Annotated in this window: 16 protein-coding genes and 1 pseudogene; 2 read left to right on the forward strand and 15 right to left on the reverse strand. The window is 34.4% G+C overall.

What is annotated here, in order from left to right; translation table 11 throughout:
• Positions 1–15: 15 nt before the first annotated feature.
• On the reverse strand, positions 16–771 hold the full coding sequence (locus TX86_RS13390; protein ID WP_042349287.1) for a DUF2087 domain-containing protein: 756 nt from the start codon (positions 769–771) through the stop codon (positions 16–18).
• Between the two features lie 123 nt (positions 772–894).
• Positions 895–1,206, reverse strand: a complete 312-nt coding sequence (locus tag TX86_RS13395) for an immunoglobulin-like domain-containing protein (protein ID WP_154663111.1) — start codon at positions 1,204–1,206, stop codon at positions 895–897.
• A gap of 134 nt (positions 1,207–1,340) precedes the next feature.
• Between TX86_RS13395 and TX86_RS13400 the strand changes: the two genes are divergently transcribed.
• On the forward strand, positions 1,341–1,595 hold the full coding sequence (locus tag TX86_RS13400) for a BRCT domain-containing protein (RefSeq protein WP_042349289.1): 255 nt from the start codon (positions 1,341–1,343) through the stop codon (positions 1,593–1,595).
• A gap of 205 nt (positions 1,596–1,800) precedes the next feature.
• On the opposite strand, the gene TX86_RS13405 is transcribed toward TX86_RS13400, so the two are convergent.
• From TX86_RS13405 to TX86_RS13450, 11 genes and pseudogenes are all read right to left on the reverse strand, one after another.
• Positions 1,801–2,943 (reverse strand): S-layer homology domain-containing protein, encoded by a 1,143-nt coding sequence (locus TX86_RS13405; protein WP_042349290.1) that lies wholly within the window; start codon positions 2,941–2,943, stop codon positions 1,801–1,803.
• Positions 2,944–3,024: 81 nt separating this feature from the next.
• Positions 3,025–3,324: a hypothetical protein gene (locus TX86_RS13410; protein WP_042349291.1), complete on the reverse strand. Its 300-nt coding sequence runs from the start codon at positions 3,322–3,324 to the stop codon at positions 3,025–3,027.
• Positions 3,325–3,485: 161 nt separating this feature from the next.
• Positions 3,486–4,379, reverse strand: a complete 894-nt coding sequence (locus tag TX86_RS13415; protein ID WP_052343663.1) for a response regulator — start codon at positions 4,377–4,379, stop codon at positions 3,486–3,488.
• 58 nt (positions 4,380–4,437) lie between these two features.
• The gene (locus TX86_RS13420; RefSeq protein ID WP_042349292.1) at positions 4,438–7,473 is read right to left on the reverse strand and encodes a hybrid sensor histidine kinase/response regulator; all 3,036 of its coding nucleotides are present in this window, start codon (positions 7,471–7,473) and stop codon (positions 4,438–4,440) included.
• 92 nt (positions 7,474–7,565) lie between these two features.
• Positions 7,566–7,913 carry a DMT family transporter gene (locus TX86_RS13425; RefSeq protein WP_042349293.1) on the reverse strand — a complete coding sequence of 116 codons (348 nt, stop codon included), beginning with the start codon at positions 7,911–7,913 and terminating at the stop codon, positions 7,566–7,568.
• A gap of 24 nt (positions 7,914–7,937) precedes the next feature.
• On the reverse strand, positions 7,938–8,264 hold the full coding sequence (locus TX86_RS13430) for a DMT family transporter (protein WP_042349294.1): 327 nt from the start codon (positions 8,262–8,264) through the stop codon (positions 7,938–7,940).
• A 14-nt stretch (positions 8,265–8,278) separates the two neighbouring features.
• Complete coding sequence (locus tag TX86_RS13435; RefSeq protein WP_042349296.1) at positions 8,279–8,818, reverse strand: TetR/AcrR family transcriptional regulator; 540 nt, start codon at positions 8,816–8,818, stop codon at positions 8,279–8,281.
• A gap of 210 nt (positions 8,819–9,028) precedes the next feature.
• On the reverse strand, positions 9,029–10,471 hold the full coding sequence (locus TX86_RS13440) for an N-acetylmuramoyl-L-alanine amidase (protein ID WP_042349297.1): 1,443 nt from the start codon (positions 10,469–10,471) through the stop codon (positions 9,029–9,031).
• 215 nt (positions 10,472–10,686) lie between these two features.
• Positions 10,687–11,367, reverse strand: coding sequence for a hypothetical protein (locus TX86_RS13445; RefSeq protein WP_042349298.1), 681 nt, complete (start codon positions 11,365–11,367; stop codon positions 10,687–10,689).
• A 160-nt stretch (positions 11,368–11,527) separates the two neighbouring features.
• Positions 11,528–11,833 (reverse strand): penicillin acylase family protein, encoded by a 306-nt coding sequence (locus tag TX86_RS27850; protein WP_052343664.1) that lies wholly within the window; start codon positions 11,831–11,833, stop codon positions 11,528–11,530.
• Positions 11,812–13,269: pseudogene (locus TX86_RS13450) on the reverse strand (penicillin acylase family protein); the annotation flags it as partial. The pseudogene TX86_RS13450 and the gene TX86_RS27850, both read right to left, overlap by 22 nt.
• Positions 13,270–13,612: 343 nt before the next feature.
• On the opposite strand from TX86_RS13450, the gene TX86_RS13455 reads away from it, so the two are divergent.
• Positions 13,613–15,349, forward strand: coding sequence for a methyl-accepting chemotaxis protein (locus TX86_RS13455; protein WP_042349299.1), 1,737 nt, complete (start codon positions 13,613–13,615; stop codon positions 15,347–15,349).
• 163 nt (positions 15,350–15,512) lie between these two features.
• Here TX86_RS13455 and TX86_RS13460 read toward each other — a convergent pair whose 3' ends face one another.
• Both TX86_RS13460 and TX86_RS13465 read right to left on the reverse strand, forming a co-directional pair.
• The gene (locus tag TX86_RS13460; RefSeq protein ID WP_042349300.1) at positions 15,513–16,961 is read right to left on the reverse strand and encodes a tryptophanase; all 1,449 of its coding nucleotides are present in this window, start codon (positions 16,959–16,961) and stop codon (positions 15,513–15,515) included.
• A gap of 206 nt (positions 16,962–17,167) precedes the next feature.
• Complete coding sequence (locus TX86_RS13465) at positions 17,168–17,884, reverse strand: endonuclease/exonuclease/phosphatase family protein (protein ID WP_042349301.1); 717 nt, start codon at positions 17,882–17,884, stop codon at positions 17,168–17,170.
• Between the last annotated feature and the right edge of the window lie 239 nt (positions 17,885–18,123).

An 18,123-nucleotide genomic window follows, 5' to 3' on the forward strand; every position in this document is an offset into this window, starting at 1 on the left:
TTCATTCTCCTTCATCTATTGTTTCAACCAATATTCACTACCATCAGACTTACGGTCAAGAAACCCGTATTCGACTAAATATCTTCTTAACATTACATAATCCTCATGAATAGTTTGAAGTATTTCATTAATTTCCTTCTCATTATAAATTCGATTATTTTCAATACGTTTTACAATTTCTTGTAGCACAATTAACTTCTGCTTTTGTTTCAGTGGAAATCTAATCAAACTTCCATTCGTTCCTTCAGGGAAAAATTTTGCCACAACCTTCTCTTGCTCTTCTTGAGTGAAATTATATCGGTCATCTACCATTTTTGCTGTTTTAGGAGGTGAAACAAAAGCAGGTGCATATTGATCTTTTTCCTTTAACAACTCCATCATCGTTAAGAAAGTCTTTGCTTGTCTTTCCTTTTCCTTCAATACAAAACGGTGATTACGAATTGTCGAAGCACTACCAATCCCCAATTCCTTCTGTACTTCTGAATCGCTTTTTCCTTGATAAAACAATTGTAGAAGCTTATTTTGATGGTCTGTTAATCCCGTCAACTTCTTATCTAAACCAATTAAATATTCAAATACAGAGCCATGAGCTTCTTGAATATGAACACGCATATATCTTTTCGCATCATATAATACATTTTCGTGTGGATAAATTACGCCTTTCTCTAATTTCTCTCCACATAGCAAACAAGTATATGTATCATTCTCACATACATATCCTTGTTTCAGTTCTTCAACTGATGCATTCCAAAATAGTTCCGAAATCTCCATTTATAAACACAACCTTAAAAAGTTTATTATATATTAAACATATTATTAAAACGTTTATAATTTGTCAATAACCATCCGCTTCACTCAAAATAAATAGGCTATCACAAGGACAGCCTTCTTTCATTATTTAGATTCCTTATTACTAATTTTAAATTCTACACCTAATTGAAAACCCGTATTCCCCATCCGTATATCACGATAAAATCCTTTTATAATCTTATATGAGCCTTCTTTTAATCCTTTTAAATCAATATGTTCTACATGAATAGCAGTTGGTTGTAAAGTCATTAAAATATCAGTAAAAGCTAGCTCTTGATTCATTCGCTCCCAACCATTTTTCATCTTCTTATAGATAAAATATACGGAGCCCGCTTGAATTTCGTTCATTCCCCAGTTTTCATAATAAATGCTCGCTACTTCCCCTTGTTTAATCAATAGACGAATTTAACCAAAAAAAGGATTCACTTAAAAAAGTTAAATACATAACGAAAAAGACGGTGTATGTATAAAGTCTATTTTTCGCTATAATAGATGATATTGTTTATTCATTAAAAAGGATTGTGACACAGTTGACAGTTAAAGCCGTACACCCCATACATGGAAAAACCTTTGTAATTACAGGTGTTCTTTCCAAAACTCGAAGAGAAATTGCTGCTGAAATTACGAAGCATGGTGGAATCATGACTGGAAGCGTAACCTCAAAAACCGATTATCTAGTCATTGGACAAAGATTTGGCAATACAAAAGTATCTGCCGCTTTTCGACTAGGTACTTATACAATAACTGAAGAAGAGTTACGAGAAATGTTTTTTGAAAATACATAAGAGCTGTGCCAAAGTGATTTCATCTCACATTTGGCACAGCTCTTATGTTTTCAAATCCAATTTTCTAATTGTTATGAGCTCTATTGTTAGAAATCACTTTCTTCCTCACAATTAATAGTCAATACAAAAAGATGACTTCTTTTCATATGCGCAAAGTCATCTTAAAACATTATCAATTATTTATAGCCTGTTCATTAAATTACTCTCAATTAATGGTTAGATGTCTCGTTGAAGCTTCAACTATATCTTGAAATGCCCAATGTGAAGTTGGTACATCTTTAAAAGGTGAAGACCTAATACCTGAAATCTCCCCTCTAGTAAACAAACGATTTATGATTTTCACTGCTTGAGCACGTGTTAATGGTTCCTCAGGCTTAAAAGTCCCATTTAAAAATCCACTCATCATTTGAGCACGGCTCATTTGTTGAATTTCTTGTATCGCCCAATGAGAATTAGGAACATCACGATATTTATATACTCCAGCTTTTTTCACACAATATGCCGGTTGATCAACTTGTTTCGTGCATTCTTTCGTCATCCAACGACTTGCACTAACAGCAATTTGAGCTCGCGTTATTTTTTCACTTGGAGCGAATTTCTTTTCACTATAGCCTTTCATAAGCTCTAATGCCGAAGCAATTTCAATTTCATCGCCCGCGAAAGAGTTTTGAATATCCTCATACAATGAATTCCTATTACCAGCGTGTATTAACTGTAAGTTACGAACAAGCATCGCTGCCATTTGGGCTCGTGTTACGATAGCAGTTGGTCGAAAAGTACCATCGCTATATCCAGAAATATATGGTTGATGTTCTTTCACATTCAGCCCTTCTGTAAAATAATCAGCAGCTCCATCAACATAAACTGGTGTAAACATAGAGTATTCGTCAACAGTAAATTCCACACCTACTTCTCCTGTTTTCATTTCAACAATTCGTCCCCCAACTACTTCATTCGTTCCATCTTGATGCTCTACATAAATCATTAAATTAACTAGTAAATGGTTTCTCTTCTGACTATCCTCAGGTAGAAACCTTTCAATTGGAACTGTTAATGAAAGTGAGTTACCTTGCATGTTTGTCTCCATCTTCATTGGACGACCAACTAATTTTATTTCTGATGATGGGTTCTTCATCATGTCACGAATGTTTTCCTTCTGTTTTACATGTTCTTCTATTAGCTTACGTTCTGACTCTTTCTTAACTGGTATTAAGTGAACGTATACATCCTGATTCATCGCTTTAATTGATGATGATTGAGCAAACACGCGCGCATTATGTGTTTCAATTTCTAAATTTGCTTGTGCACCAGCAATATTTTTCAATGAAGCTTTTGGAAGGTTAACCAACGTTTCTGTTACACTATCATTTGAATCTGGAATAACAACACGCGGTGTTTTTATCGTCTGAGTTTGTAGTTTATTAATAATTTATCTAGTTGTGTTTGAGTCTAGGGTAAGTACATCTTTTACGATGCCACTTGCAGCTTTTGTTCTCTTTACCTGAATTTGAGCGAGAGAATTCTCGTTTATATTACCATCGACTACATCGGCAACTATTCCCGCAACAGACAAAGATGATTGTAGATTTCTCGACTCTATAATTGAAGCATGTGATTCACCTGAATTATTCAGTTGTTTTGAAAGCATATTCGCATTTGTTTTAACTGGTAGCAACGACAAAAGAAAAAGTACTACTACTAAATACACAAATAGCTTCCTTTTAATCATTTTTAATCCCCCTCCTATTCTTTCAATAACACTTTATAAGAAGAGGCTCTCAAAAAACTCTCACAATTAGGAAATTAAGCACTATTTTTTATAAATATAGTACTTTTTTCTCTCTATTCGCTAAATAACACAAGACTTTAAAATAAGAGGTATTACCTTTATCAAAGAGTAGCTTGCATTCGATTTTTCATTTCATAAACTCGTTGTTGAAATGGTAATGCCCAAAGATATCCTTTCGTTTCAAGTAATTCCCCCCAATGCTTATCACACAATTCTCCCACAATTGATTTCGTAATCTGTACTTTACCTTTACTAATCTGATTAATTTCCTTAACCCAACTATGATAATCACAATCTAATGCACTATTCGTAACAAACATATAGCCATCATTTAAACGATTAATTTGTACGGGAGCATTTTTCTCAGAGAATAATTGACGGATTCTATAAATCGTATTATATAGATTAGCTGAACCTCTTTTTTCATCCATATTCGGCCATAACTCATCAATAATCCTCCATTTAGAACAAATTTGATTATCATGTAATAAAAAGTAATAAAATAATTCTTCCGTAACTTTTGTAGGCCATTTTACAACAACTTGATCATTTATACGTACCATCGGTTCACCGAATAATTTCACCTGTATTATAGGTTCTGTCTCATTCTCCAATTCTCTTTTTACACCATAATATTTTTGAAGACGCTCATCTATTTGTTGAATTTTTGATACTGTCATAGGCTTCAAAATATAATGTAGAGCTTGTACGTGAAAGGCTTCTAAAGCATATTGCGGGTGCGCAGTTGAAAAAAAGATTGGGACATCCATCCCTGATGATACTAGTTTTTCAGCTAATTCCAAACCAGTTGTTCTAGGCATTTCAATATCAAATAGAAGAGCATCTGCTTGTAGTAATGGAATTTCCACCAATGCTTTTTCTGGTAATGAAAAGGTAGCAATCACCTCAAAATTTGGATGCTGAGAAAACAAGCGTGTTAGAAACTTCAATATTAACATTTCATCCTCTACAATAATAATTTTCCACTTATGCATTAGTCTTTTTCTCTCCTTTTTTCCGTTCAATTAATATTAGGAGGGGATGAATCCCCTCCTAGCAAAGTTTCACTTTTTTAGGAATGACAATTTTGATGGTTGTACCTTCATCTAGCTCAGAAAAAATATAGAACTCTGCTCCTTCAATATTTCGAATTCTTCTTCTAACATTACTCAAGCCAATACCATTGCTAGCATCTGGTTCAGAAGTCACTTTCTGCAGTCTTTGTTTAGACATTCCAACACCATTATCTTTAACTGTAATGCTTAGGAACCCCGCTTCCTTCTCTTCTATTCGCAAATAAACCGTCCCATTCCCTGCTTTATTAAATAAACCATGTTGTATAGCATTTTCCACCATTGGCTGTATAAAAAGACTCGGTATTTCAATATCCTGCTCTATTATTTCTTCAGAACAATCACAGACAAAAGATAAACGCTCTCCAAAACGAGCTTGTTCAATCTCTACATACGCTTTGGTAACTTCAAGTTCATCTTCTAGTGTTGTCACGTGCCCTTCCTTCCCTGTAGTAAAGACATATCTTAAGTAGCAACTTAACATCGTCAGTAAATGTGAGGCACGTTCTGAATCAATATAGCAAAACGCAATAATAGCATTTAATGCATTGTAGAGAAAATGTGGCTTAATTTGCGCCTGTAAAAAAGCCATTTCGTGTTCTAACGCTTTCTGCATAGACACTCGAATTTGTTTTACTGTATGTAAGCGTGTTAAGACAGTTTCTTTGTTGAATGGTTTTGTAATGTAGTCATTCGCACCTGCCTGAAAAGCCATTGCAATATCTCTTGGTGCATCTAATACTGTTGCAACAATAACAGGAAGTTGCATCAACGTATATTGCTCTCTAATTTTCTTTACTAATTCAACCCCTGACATACCAGGCATCATAACATCTGTAATAACGTATTTAATATCATTCATTTCATCCAGTATTTTCATTGCCTGAAATCCTGAATATGCCGCTATCGGTATAAATTCTTCTTCCAATAATAGATTTAACACTTGAATATTAACGGGATTATCATCTACTATAAGAACTTTTTCACCTTTATCTTTTTTATTAGGGGACAACTCCAATTGAATTTTTGATTTCGTTTTAAATTCTATTTCTTCTCTTACCATTAAAGATTTAGCTTCTGCAAAAGGCAATGCTAAAGCTATAATGGTTCCATTCCCTACTTCCGTTTTCTCTACCCAAATTCTTCCACCCATATTATTCATTAATTGATGACTAATATAAAGACCCAATCCCATCCCACGACTATTGAACGAAACGCTATCATAATCTTCAGAATACAAAAACTCAAAAATAGATGGTATAACCTTTTTTTCCATTCCACATCCAGTATCTTCTATATAAAGGTACACATCGTTTTGCATTTTAAGTGCTGAAACAACAATTTTTCCATTTGCCGTAAATTTCATTGCATTATGCAATACATTAAATAATACTTGGCGAAAACGATTTTCATCACCAAGCATACATAAATTTGCTGGAATATTATTTTCAAAGCTAATTTGTTTATGGTCAAGATCAGAAGCTAACAATTCATAAACAATACTCGTAATAACCCGAATATCAATAGCACCTATTTCTAATTTCAAATCATCAAATCGCATCTTCGTGAAATCCTGCAAATCATTCAAAAGATAATTTAGTTTTTCCGTAGTTTGTTCCACTATTAACAACTTATCATATTGATCATTTGTTAAATTCTTTCGTGGTTTTTTTGTTATTTCATTAACGATGTTCATTATGCCATGCAGTGGTGTTTTCATTTCATGTGATGTAATAGCCAAGAATTCATCTTTAATTCGATTACTTTTTTGTAAACTAACAGCAAGCTGTTCAGCCTTTTCAGTTTCATTTTTCAATCGTGTCGCAAGAAAAGCATTCATCATAACAATAAATCCTAAAATTCCAATATGATTATAAAATTCAAGTCCACTAAGTCTTGCAGCATCTAACGCTCCACTTAATGAAGTAACAAATAGAAAGAAGATAACTCCACTTAAAGACCATACTTCATTTCTATTCATAGAGGATTGATTATTAAAAGCCATAATAAGCAATCTTATATAAAAATAGAAAAAAAGAATATTACTATAAATTGTAACAGGCGCTTGAATAACAGAAATTGCTCGTGCCGGTAACACAATAAATGAAATGACGTATAGAATAATAGGTGCTAAACATATCACAGCTACACTTTTTCGCACTAGTTTAGGTTCAACATGAATTAAAAAGGCAAATAAGACAACATAGCTTCCGTACGTAGATAAATCCTGTAGGGTAAAGAGCCATTCAAATGAAATGTCAGGAAAAATACGACTAATAATTCGTTCTTTTCTAGTAGCAATCAAAAGGCTTATTACAAAGAAATAAACACCACTATAAAAGTACATTGTATTTCTCTGTCTCATCATAAAAAGCGTTAAATGGTATACAGCAAATATTAATAAAAATACCGTTGCCGCCCATTCTGTCGTAAAGCTATAATGCGCTGCTTTATTGATCCCTTGCTCTGTACCTATATCAATAGGCTGAACAATGCCACTTTCCGTATTGCTATAGTTGGCTACTTGAAACACAAGTTCCAACTTTGAATTTTTAATAGAATAAAAATATTCATAAGGAACATTTTTATTAATAGTTTTAGCTTTCTTTTCGTCGGGATATCCAACTTGTTTTACTTTTTCACCATTTACATAAAGAACGTGAGAAGACCAAATATTTCGAATCGTTAAACCAATATTCCTCTCATTATTCGGCAAATATACGGTTAATCGATAAGTTCCAATTGAGCTATCACTTTTCCAACCTCTAGGTACTTTTTCATAAATACTTTTGGCATTATTAAAATCTTTAGGAAGGAGTAGTTTATCTCCAACAAATTCCCATTCACCATTTAACGGGACTATGCCATCCTTTTCGAAATCCCAATTACTTAAATCGAGTATGCCATTTTCCGCAGTAGGTGGATTACTTGGCGTTTTTTGAGACAAGTTGGCAACTAAAAAAATCAGCTCCAATAAAATCAAAATCGAAATAAGAACTGCCAACTTTGCTTTCATCTATTCAATCCTTTCGCTGATTAACTTTACTCTTATTATATAGGAAAAAACTCTCAAAAAACTAAAAATCATCAATTAAAAACACCATCAAATTAGCCATTTGATGGTGTTTTTCCACTTTCTAGTTCTTTAGAATTAAGTAAAACGACTCCTCCAATAATCAATATTAACCCTAAGCAGGTCATCATACTAAAAGGGTCATTCCAAATAAGAATGCCAAGTAAGGCTGTTATTGCTGTACCTACTCCTGACCAGATTGCATAGGCTAAACTTAAAGAAACTGTTCTTAAGCAGAGCGATAAACAATAAAAAGCACAACCAAATCCCAAAACTACTCCTATAGATGGGAATACATTAGTAAATCCTTCAGACAATTTAAGCATAGTTGTTCCAAATACTTCACTTGTAATCGCTAAAGCCAACGCAACATAACCGTTCATATCACACTCTCCATTCTTTCAATTCTAGTGCGCGGCACCAGAAAGTTTCATAATTACAACTCCACCAATGATGAGAATTAATCCTACAAGTTTCTTAGCATGCATCTTTTCTTTCCAAACTAATACTCCAATGACAGCTGTTAAAGCAGTTCCCACTCCTGACCAAATTGCGTACGCTGTTCCTAATGGTAGATGTTTTAAAGATAGAGATAAGCAAAAAAAGGCAATCCCCATCCCAATAACAACCCCTATAGATGGCCAAAGTCTTTTAAATCCGTTAGAAACCTTAAGCATAGAGCTTCCAAACACCTCTGAAATGATAGCAATAAATAATAATACAAAAGGATTCATTGAAAATCCCCCTTCTATTTTGTCATGTCTACTAACCTATCAATTACACCTTTACGCAACTCATCATCAATAGGTGCTATATTAAATAACTCTGAATAATAAAGACCATCCATAGCTAGACGTATAATTGTTGCCGTTATTGGATCTATTCCATCTTGTTCAATTTTATTCTGTGCATCTTGATAGCTATTAGAAATACTCTCTGCCAGTACTGGATTTAAGGCTGAAGCAGCATAAAGCCCTATATTTAATTCTCCGTTTTCGTTCAAATCACAAATCGATGCATCAATTAGTGCTCTTGTATATTTTCCTTGCTCAAAGGTATCTTGTTGCGCAAATTCATTAAAACGTTGCATGAAATCCTCGATAATATGTTCTGCTAAGCCAAGAAATAAAGCTTCCTTATTAGGAAAATGATATAGCAACCCTCCTTTGCTGATACCCGCGTGCTTGGCAACTGCATCAAGCGTTAATGCATTAAAATCATGCTCTATAACAAATTCTGTAGCTGACTTTAATATTAAGTCACGTTTTATTTTCGCTTTTGATTCCAATCAATACGCCTCCTCAAAACCGTCTGTTCGGACTTTTTTATTGTACCGTCGAGTTAGTCTTTTTTACAACCTTTTTTACAACCTTTTTTACAACCTTTTTTACAACCTTTTTTACAACCTTTTTTACAACCTTTTTTGCTAAAAAAAAGACTGCTCATAGTCCGTAATTCTGACTAATGAACAGTCTTATCTTCATTTCATTTTAAACTTTTACACTACATCATAATATGGTGCAACATCAAAGCCTTTTGCTTTATAGTAATCTAGTATACCAAGGTAAATAGCTTCTGCTGCTTTTTGACGATAAACAGGAGAGTTTAATTTCTCACTATCAGCTTTTGTATCCATGAAAGCTAATTCAACTAACACAGCAGGCATTTGATTTTCACGAATAACATGAAAGTCTCCATGCTTTATTCCACGATCTCTCGTGTCAAGTGCTACAACTAATCGCTTTTGAATAAATTCAGCTAACATTTTGCTATCTGAAACATACGGATTGGTGGCTGCTTTACTTACTTTACCCCAATAATAAGTTTCACTACCTGTTCCACCACCACCATTCGCATGAATGCTAACGAATGTATTACCTTTTACACTAAGTGCATACGGTACACGGTCTTTAACAAGATCAAGTGTTACATCTGTTTCTCTCGTATATTTTACGTTTAATGGTGTTTGAATGAGTAATTTTTTTAATAGTAGACTTGTATTTAAAACAATATCTTTTTCCTTGAGTCCAAAACCAACTTTACCAGGGTCCGTTCCTCCATGCCCTGGATCAATAACAAGTACTTGTGAAGCTAGAGACTTACCACCACTTGTATCTCCTGGATTATCACCTGAAGAAGTTGGATTACTTGTTGATAAATAATCTGTTGATACAAACCCAATCGTATTGTCGTCTGCCTTAATTAACACCCAATTTCCAACTTGGTATCCAAGTGTTACTTTCTCTTTATATTTCAAAACTTTCACTACATTATAATTTGTTGATGGCCCTTTTCTTACATTTAACGTGCTACTTGTTACGTATCTTTCACTGCTAAATGATACTGAAGGATTGTTTAAACGCATTGTGTAGTCAATGGCTCTCGCAATAAAGATAGCTGTTTCTTCGCGAACTGCTTGACGCTCTGCAGCAAATGTTCCATCCGCTTGTGTAGTATCAATTCCTCTTGATGTAATAGCTTTTGCGGCTCCAGAAGTGGTATTGTTAAACTCATAACCAAAAGCTCTGCTAATCATAATTGCCATTTCACCGCGAGTTACTAATCCATTAGGTTTGAATGAACCATCTGAGTAACCAGAAATAATCTTCTTATCAACTGCAGATTGAATATAACCTGAGGCAAAATTACCTGAACCAACATCTTTAAATTTTGTCTTTTTCTTTGTGCCATCCAAGTTTAACGCGCGCCCTACCATCGCCGCAAATTCTGCGCGAGTTACATTTTGCCGCGGTTTAAAGTAACCATTCTCATCTCCGCTTGTTATTTTCCCTTGAGCTAAAAATGCAATTTCGTCAAAGGCTGGATGATTCGTGCTAATGTCTTTAAACGTTGTTGCCGCTTCTGTTTTTGAAGTATCTAAAGTACAAATACTAAAGATAAAGACAACTAAACCAAGAAGTAGTTTCGCAAATGTTTTCATTTATAATATGTCCTTTCTATTCTATGTATTGTCCTATTAATATACCATTTTTTTCTACAATATTATTGCTTTTTATGTGAATTTTCTGTTTTAACGACAAAAAACAAGCCTTTCCTACTAGTAAACTATCATTAAAATTATTCAAAAACCTCCCACATCTTCCACAAAAACACAAAAAGCCCTTTCTTTGATTACAAAGCGGGCTCAAACTTTATTTATTCTATAAGATTCATTTTATAAATGAATATGTATTGACAAACCTTTCTTATTTCCGCAAGAGAAAGACTAAACTTCTTCCTCGTTTCACTTATAATGATTTCATTATGTTCTTTTGGATTATAGTACCTACCATTCTGAGTAATAAGATTATACAATCGCTCTACAAAATGATACACGTTTACTTTTAAATGACCATTTGATGTATAAGGTTCATAAATGTGATAGCTTGCTAAATCCAATTCTTGTAGAACATCTCTAGATAAAACCTTTTCTCCGTTAATGATCAAGTTTTCTGTCTTGTCATTAAAGAAATACTCTTCATTTTCATAAGTTGCTTTAATTCCAAAAAAATATTGATATGAATCTACATGTTGATAATTAGAATACAAATACCGTTGAGCAAGACTCATAACCAAATATTGTTCTGGCTCTGTTAAATTTAAAAAAGCTTCTTTCAATTTCACCTTTACCGTGATTACAACTTCTTTCTCACTAGGCTTTTTATGAAAAATAAATGATGTTCCCTGCACATAATCTTTAAATTTTGTTTCTTCTATTACTTGATCCGTATTAGCTTTCATTTCTTTTAAATCAGGGATATGCTTTATCGAATTTCTCCAAATGAATATAAACATAACTGCTACTATTACAGTTACTACATACTTTAATCGAAGCATAAAAATAACGCCACTTTCTCTATTTATTTTAAACGTTACAAATGCATTTATTATATAAGTATAATTATAATGAAGGTTAACTGTCTTGTCATTGAATTATTTCAAAATATGCACACATAAAAAAACAAAAACACCAAAAAAATTGGTGTTTTTGTCTTATTTATTGTGGAATTAACGTCAGTGTCTGATTCTTTGATGTTTTCTCTGACATATTTGTTACGTGATAACCACCATTAGCCCAATCCTCTACTTGATTATCATACCATTTGCTTTTAAAATGTCCCGACTGACCAGGTCCAACAACATGATAACCTTTCGATAAATCATTTACATCGATAACGAAACGCCATGATGCTCCGTGGTTAACTAAACCTGTTTCAACATTTCGCTCCGCTGCTTGAACTGTTACTTTACTTCCACCAACCGGGATTGGATCCTTACTATATAGGGAATGTAGCCTGTCCATTCATAATCATCATTCCAACCTGGCACAGGAACCGTACTATCACCTTTTTTACGAATTGGTATATTCCCTACTGCTTTATACGCAATTGTTCCATCCTTCGATGCAAATACAAAGTTTGAAGCTGGTGCTTTAAATACTTCAACTGCTTGATCGAACTCTTTCCAACTCTTCGCCTTGTTCATACCAATAATTGCTTCTAAATCTTGAGTAGATTCTAAAGCTGTCCACTTCAAAGCTAATGCTGTTTCACCATCATTTTGGTGAGCAAACTCTGAAATAACTGGACCGTGGCGTGAAATCGTTACTTCATGATTGATAGCCTCTTGCCCTTTTACTGAAATCTTCTCGTTAATAACTTCAGCATCGACCCATTTACCATTATGTAAAAATTGTTTTGAATTATTTGGATTACGCTTCTCAATATATAAATCTTGTACGTCTGGGCCAACATTTGTTATACCCCACGCTATGTCTTCGTTATGTCCTAAAATAATACCAGGAATACCTGCAAAAATGACTCCACTCACCTTTAAGTCAGGTGCTTGTAGCGTAGTTTGATACCAAATTGCAGGTGCTGCTAAACTCAAATGTGGATCATTCGCTAATAGCGGTGCTCCACTTTCCGTTTTTTCACCACTGATTACCCAGTTATTGCTTCCATTAAATTCTGGTGGAATAACAGCATGTACAAAACTTTTCTCGTAATCTATTTCACCTTTTGGGATGTTGGTAGGTCCATCCTTAGGGTACGACGGGAAAATATCTAATGCTTTCTCCTCTGGGAAATTACTTAACATATACTGGCGGAAGGCTTGTCCTTCCCAATGTCCACCTAAGTCATATGCCATATACTTCGCAATCGTAACCGAATCGAGAATAGTCCATTCTTTCGGCTCATAACCTAGCATTGTGAATTCAACAGGTAGCTTCTTATTACTAATAGCTTCTTGTCTAAAACTATTCACGCCATCTGCATACCATTGTAATACTTCCTTCATTTCATCTGAATAATCAGGTAATGACTTCTCAGCTGCACGCCTTAATCCAAATGTACGAAAGAACTTATCTTGTTCTACTAGTTTTTCACCAATTACCTCACTCAATTCTCCTGAGGCTTGCCTACGACTTAAGTCCATTTGAAACATACGATCTTGTGCAGTTACATATCCTTGCGCCATATATAAATCATGCTCATTCTTTGCTTCAATATGTGGTACACCTTGCTCATCTCTTGTTACCGTTACTGTATCTATTAAACCATCGAGTTTAATTTCTCCTGATATTTGCGGTAACGAACGCTTCGCAAACATATTTGCTCCAAAAAGAACCAATGCCAATACAATTATCAGACCAAGTACTGTGAATCCGACAACTTTTGGCCACCTTCGTTTCTTTGGAGCAGGCGTTGTTACTGTAGTTGCTTCCATTCTATTCATCCCTTCAAAACCCACAATTAGTATGTAGTTTTATTATTTGTTTTTATAACCTAGTACTAAAATTACCAATAAACTATATCAGAAAAATATTGCTTGTACAATTAGTTTTTATGAAACTACTAAAACACTTATCTTAATACCTAACTTTTTACTTAATATGTATTTTTTCTACTAATTGTATTTTTTTCGCTTTTTTATGTGGTTTTTCCCTATTTAAAACGAAATGTAGATATAATTTCCTTATGTAATCATTTACAATTTTCAGTAATTTTATATACTACTTACAAGGATAATTTTGCTAATATTGTCGTTTACTGTATACATAAGGAGGTTTCTCGTTACAATGAAAAATCTATCATTGCGTATCAAACTAATTATTTTATGTTTGTCCATACTAATTTTCTCTGCTTGTATTATAGGTTTTTCTTCCTACAATATTTCCAAAGATAAACTAGATGATGCCGGAAAAACACAACTACAAAAAAGCGCGAAATTAGCTATTGGGATGATTGAACTTTTAAATGAGGATGTTAGATCTGGTAACCTAACACTAGAAGAAGCACAAGAAAAGTTCCGTACAAAAATCCTGGGTCCTAAAAATGACCAAAATAAGCGATCTCTCGATCAAAAATATACGTTTGGTGAAACTGGTTATATATTCGCTATGGATAAAAACGGTATATCCATCATGAATCCTGTGAATGAAGGTGATGATCTTACCGCTATTACTACGGAAGATGGCGTAAATCTTGGGAAAGAATTTTTTAAGATAGGAAAAAAAGGAGATTTTGCTTATTATAAGTGGCTAAACGCTGAAACAAATAAGGTAGGAAGCAAGGTTACATATGTTGAGCGTGAACCTAATTGGGGTTGGTACATTGCTTCAAGCGCCTATGTTTCTGAATTCAATAATCCAGCAACGGAAGTGTTAAAAATCGTTTCTATTATCTCAGTGATTGCACTCATTATTGGCGGTATCATTTCCTTCTTCTTCTCAGTGCGTTTATCAAATCCAATTGTTGCAATTAGTAAAGAGTTAACTAGAACAGCAGATGGTGATTTTTCAGGTAACGACGTAGCGATTTCTTCGAATGATGAAGTTGGAAAACTAGTAAAAGCTTATAACCATATGAAAAATAATATGAAGCAACTGATCCACCAAGTATCTCATTCCACTGAACAAGTGGCAGCGTCCTCTCAACAGTTAACTGCAAGTGCAGACGAAACAAGTCGAGCAACTGATGAGATTAACCACTCTATTCAACTAGTCGCTACCGGAGCGGAAGGTAGCACTGGTAATTTAGAAGATAGCTCAAAATCATTAGGAGAATTTAGTACTGCCATTCAAGACTTAGCAGAAAATGCTACAGTCATTTCAGAGACTGGCACCATGATTTCAAAACAAGCGCAGCAAGGTAACGTATTCGTAGAAAAAACTGTTAAACAAATGAGCTTGATTCATAATCGAGTGCATGAAAGTAGTAAAGTATTGCAATTATTAGATACTAGATCCGCCGAAATAGATAAAATATCAGCTGTTATTACAGCTATTGCCAATCAAACGAATCTACTTGCCTTAAATGCTGCAATTGAAGCGGCTCGCGCTGGTGAACATGGGAAAGGATTTGCAGTTGTGGCAGATGAAGTACGTGTGTTAGCTGAGCAGTCACAAAAATCAGCTAGTCAAATATCGGATTTAATTAAACAAATTCAAAGCAATATGTCTCTCTCCACAGCCTCAATGCTTCAAGTCCAAGAAGAAGTGGAAGACGGTATTAAGATTGTAGAACAAACAGAAGAAAGCTTCCAAGATATCCTACATGCGTTAAATGATATGGATTCAAAAGTAACCAATATGGCTTCTACAGTTGAACAAATGTCAGCAAGTGCACAAGAGGTATCAGCTACTGTCAGTGATATTTCAGTTGTTGTTAAAGAAACATCTCAGCATACAATGAATGTGGCTGCAGCTACAGAAGAGCAAACCGCTTCCATGCAAGAAATTACAGCTTCCACTCAACTCTTAGCAAAACTTGCAGCTGATTTACAGCAACAAGTTAACCAATTCAAAATAGACTAAATGCTATATATAAAAGTCGTTTGAGATTGCTATTCTCACCGGCTTTTTTGCTTTTGGATGAATTACAACAATTAATCAATTTAAGTTCAACTAAAACCACCAAAGAGGCTGCGCCAAAAGTGGTTTCGACCCCACTTTTGACACAGCCCCCCTCATTGAAACCTTATAAACTATCTCCAAAATCCGCTTTGAATTTCGCTACTAATTTATTTTGCCAATCAGTTGAAGTTGTTAATTTACCGAAGAAGAAACGTAATACGCTTGGCTCTTCTGTAAATTCTAATCCGCCGATTAGTTTACGGTTTTCATACAACCATGCAATACGATCTACTGCATATTTTACTTGCGAAAGTGTAAATACACGACGTGGCATCGCTAAACGTAATAATTCCATATGTGATAATGTTTCGTTACCCTCTTCATCACGTTGTTCTGAAAGTGTTCCACGCTCCATGCCACGAATACCGCTGACAATGTAAAGTGCTGCTGCAAGTGCACCTGCTGGATATGCACTTTGTGGTATATGGTCAACGAATTCCATCGCATTAATATGACAACCTAATCCTCCTGCTGGTGTAACAACTGGTACACCTTTCTTAATTAATTCCTCAGTCATGAATGAAATGAATTGTGGTCCTTGGTTAATCATTTCTTCATCCATTGTTTCTTCAAGACCTACAGTAATAGCTTCCATTTCACGAACGCTCATACCACCGTATGTTAAGAAACCTTCATAAAGTGTTATGTACTCACGCATTTTCATATATACATCACGATTATTCGTACAAATTCCACCACCACGAGCATTTCCTAGCTTACGAGCTGAGAAGTAAATAATATCTGCAAGATCCGCAATTGTACGCGTAATTTCGCGAACAGTCATCTCTTTACATTGTTCTTCTCTTTCCTTAATGAAGTATAGATTATCCGCTAAAAGACTTGCATCTAGAATTAACATTAATCCGAACTCATCACATACTTTACGAACTTGTTGCATATTCTCAACAGCAAATGGTTGTCCACCAATAAGGTTTGTACCTGCTTCTAAACGAACAAAAGCAATTTTATCAGCACCGCTTGTTTCAATTAAATCACGAAGCTTATCCAGATCCATATTCCCTTTAAAAGGATTATCACTTGTTAAGTTTAGCGCTTCATCGATGAAAATCTCTTCTATACGCCCACCATTTAATACGATATGCGCCTTTGTAGTAGTAAAGTGATAGTTCATCGGAACAATCGTACCTGGTTTTACAAAGCTTTGTGAAATGATATTCTCACACGCACGACCTTGGTGAGTTGGTAAAAAATATTCTGTTCCAAAAATTTCTTTAATTTTATTCTCTAGCTTTGTAAATGTTTCAGAGCCTGCATAGCTATCATCTGCTTCAAGCATTGCAGCTTGTTGCTTATCACTCATCGCATTCACACCGCTATCAGTTAACATATCCATAAATACATCACGATTCTTTAATAAGAATGTATTATACCCCGCTTCTTCCATCGCTTTTAGACGATCTTCAACTGGTGGTAAGTTTAACTTTTGAACGATACGAACTTTGTGCATCTCTAATGGCACATTTTCTCCTGAATGAAATTTAATCTTTGACATGACCTTCCACTCCCATTTATCTTTTTTAGAAAAATCCCCAAATTTTCGACAAATTACATCAACACAAAGACGCTTCAGTGCGTCGATGTGCTGAACATTAATCCTTATTGTACCCTATTTTTTAATAATTTCAAATTTTTAAAATAAAAAATACTAAAAAAACTTGTAAAGAATAGAATATTCTTTACAAGTTCAAGAAATGCCTTCTATATATCAAGCTCCACAAGTAAAATGGAGTGATCGGATAATTTTTCTTCTCTTTCTTTATGTGAAAGTTCACAGCTTACCACCTTATTTTGCAGTGATGGCGTAATAAATGCATCATCTAGTCTAAAGCCTTTTCCTTCTGTATTAAAGTAGCTAAACTCTGTTGCATTCTCATGCTTAAAGCGCCAACAATCCATCCACCCTGTATCAGCCAATTGTGACAAATATTTCGTGCAACTAAGTGGCTTGTCTTGGCTATCTTCTTGTAGCACTGTATTGAAATCACCAATAATGAGTCCATTCTTCTGTAAATTATTCTTCGCATATGTGTTCATCTCTTCCCAGAACACTTCTTTATCATGTAATTTACAATTATGGTTTGGAATATGAACGCCTAACAACGTAAAGTCACTTTCTGGAAAATAGAATTCTGTCCATCTTTCATAAGGAACAGCATACTCATCCATATTCGTAATGTCTTCACATGCAATTTTTGAAGCGACAAACACACTATTAACCTTAAATGGTGCTTGATGAGTTACCTGATAGATATACCCTGCTTCAGTCAATTGTTTTTTAATAAAATCGCCTTTTTCACCTTCCCAAAACTCGGACAAAACAATAACATCAGCATTATACTCTACTAATGTAGTCGAGATAGGTTTATAACGCCCATTCGTACCGCCTTGTCGAATATTCCAGGATAAAATCTTCATTTTTTTGACACTCCTCATATGGTTGTAATCACACTGTTAACTTGAATTAAAAATATTATTTTCTAATAGTAAATATTCCGTTCTCTATCTTACTAATTTTCCTATTGTAATGGAATGTTTGTCATAAAATGTACATACTTTTATTATAGTATTCCCTAGCGATTTGTTATTTATGGATAACATTTCACTCTTTATTCACCTATATCTTCTTTTTTATTTTTGTAGGATTAACCAATCAC

Origin of the sequence: Bacillus massiliigorillae, assembly GCF_000380245.2 — a bacterium.
GTDB classification, from domain to species: Bacteria; Bacillota; Bacilli; order Bacillales; family DSM-1321; genus Bacillus_AD; species Bacillus_AD massiliigorillae.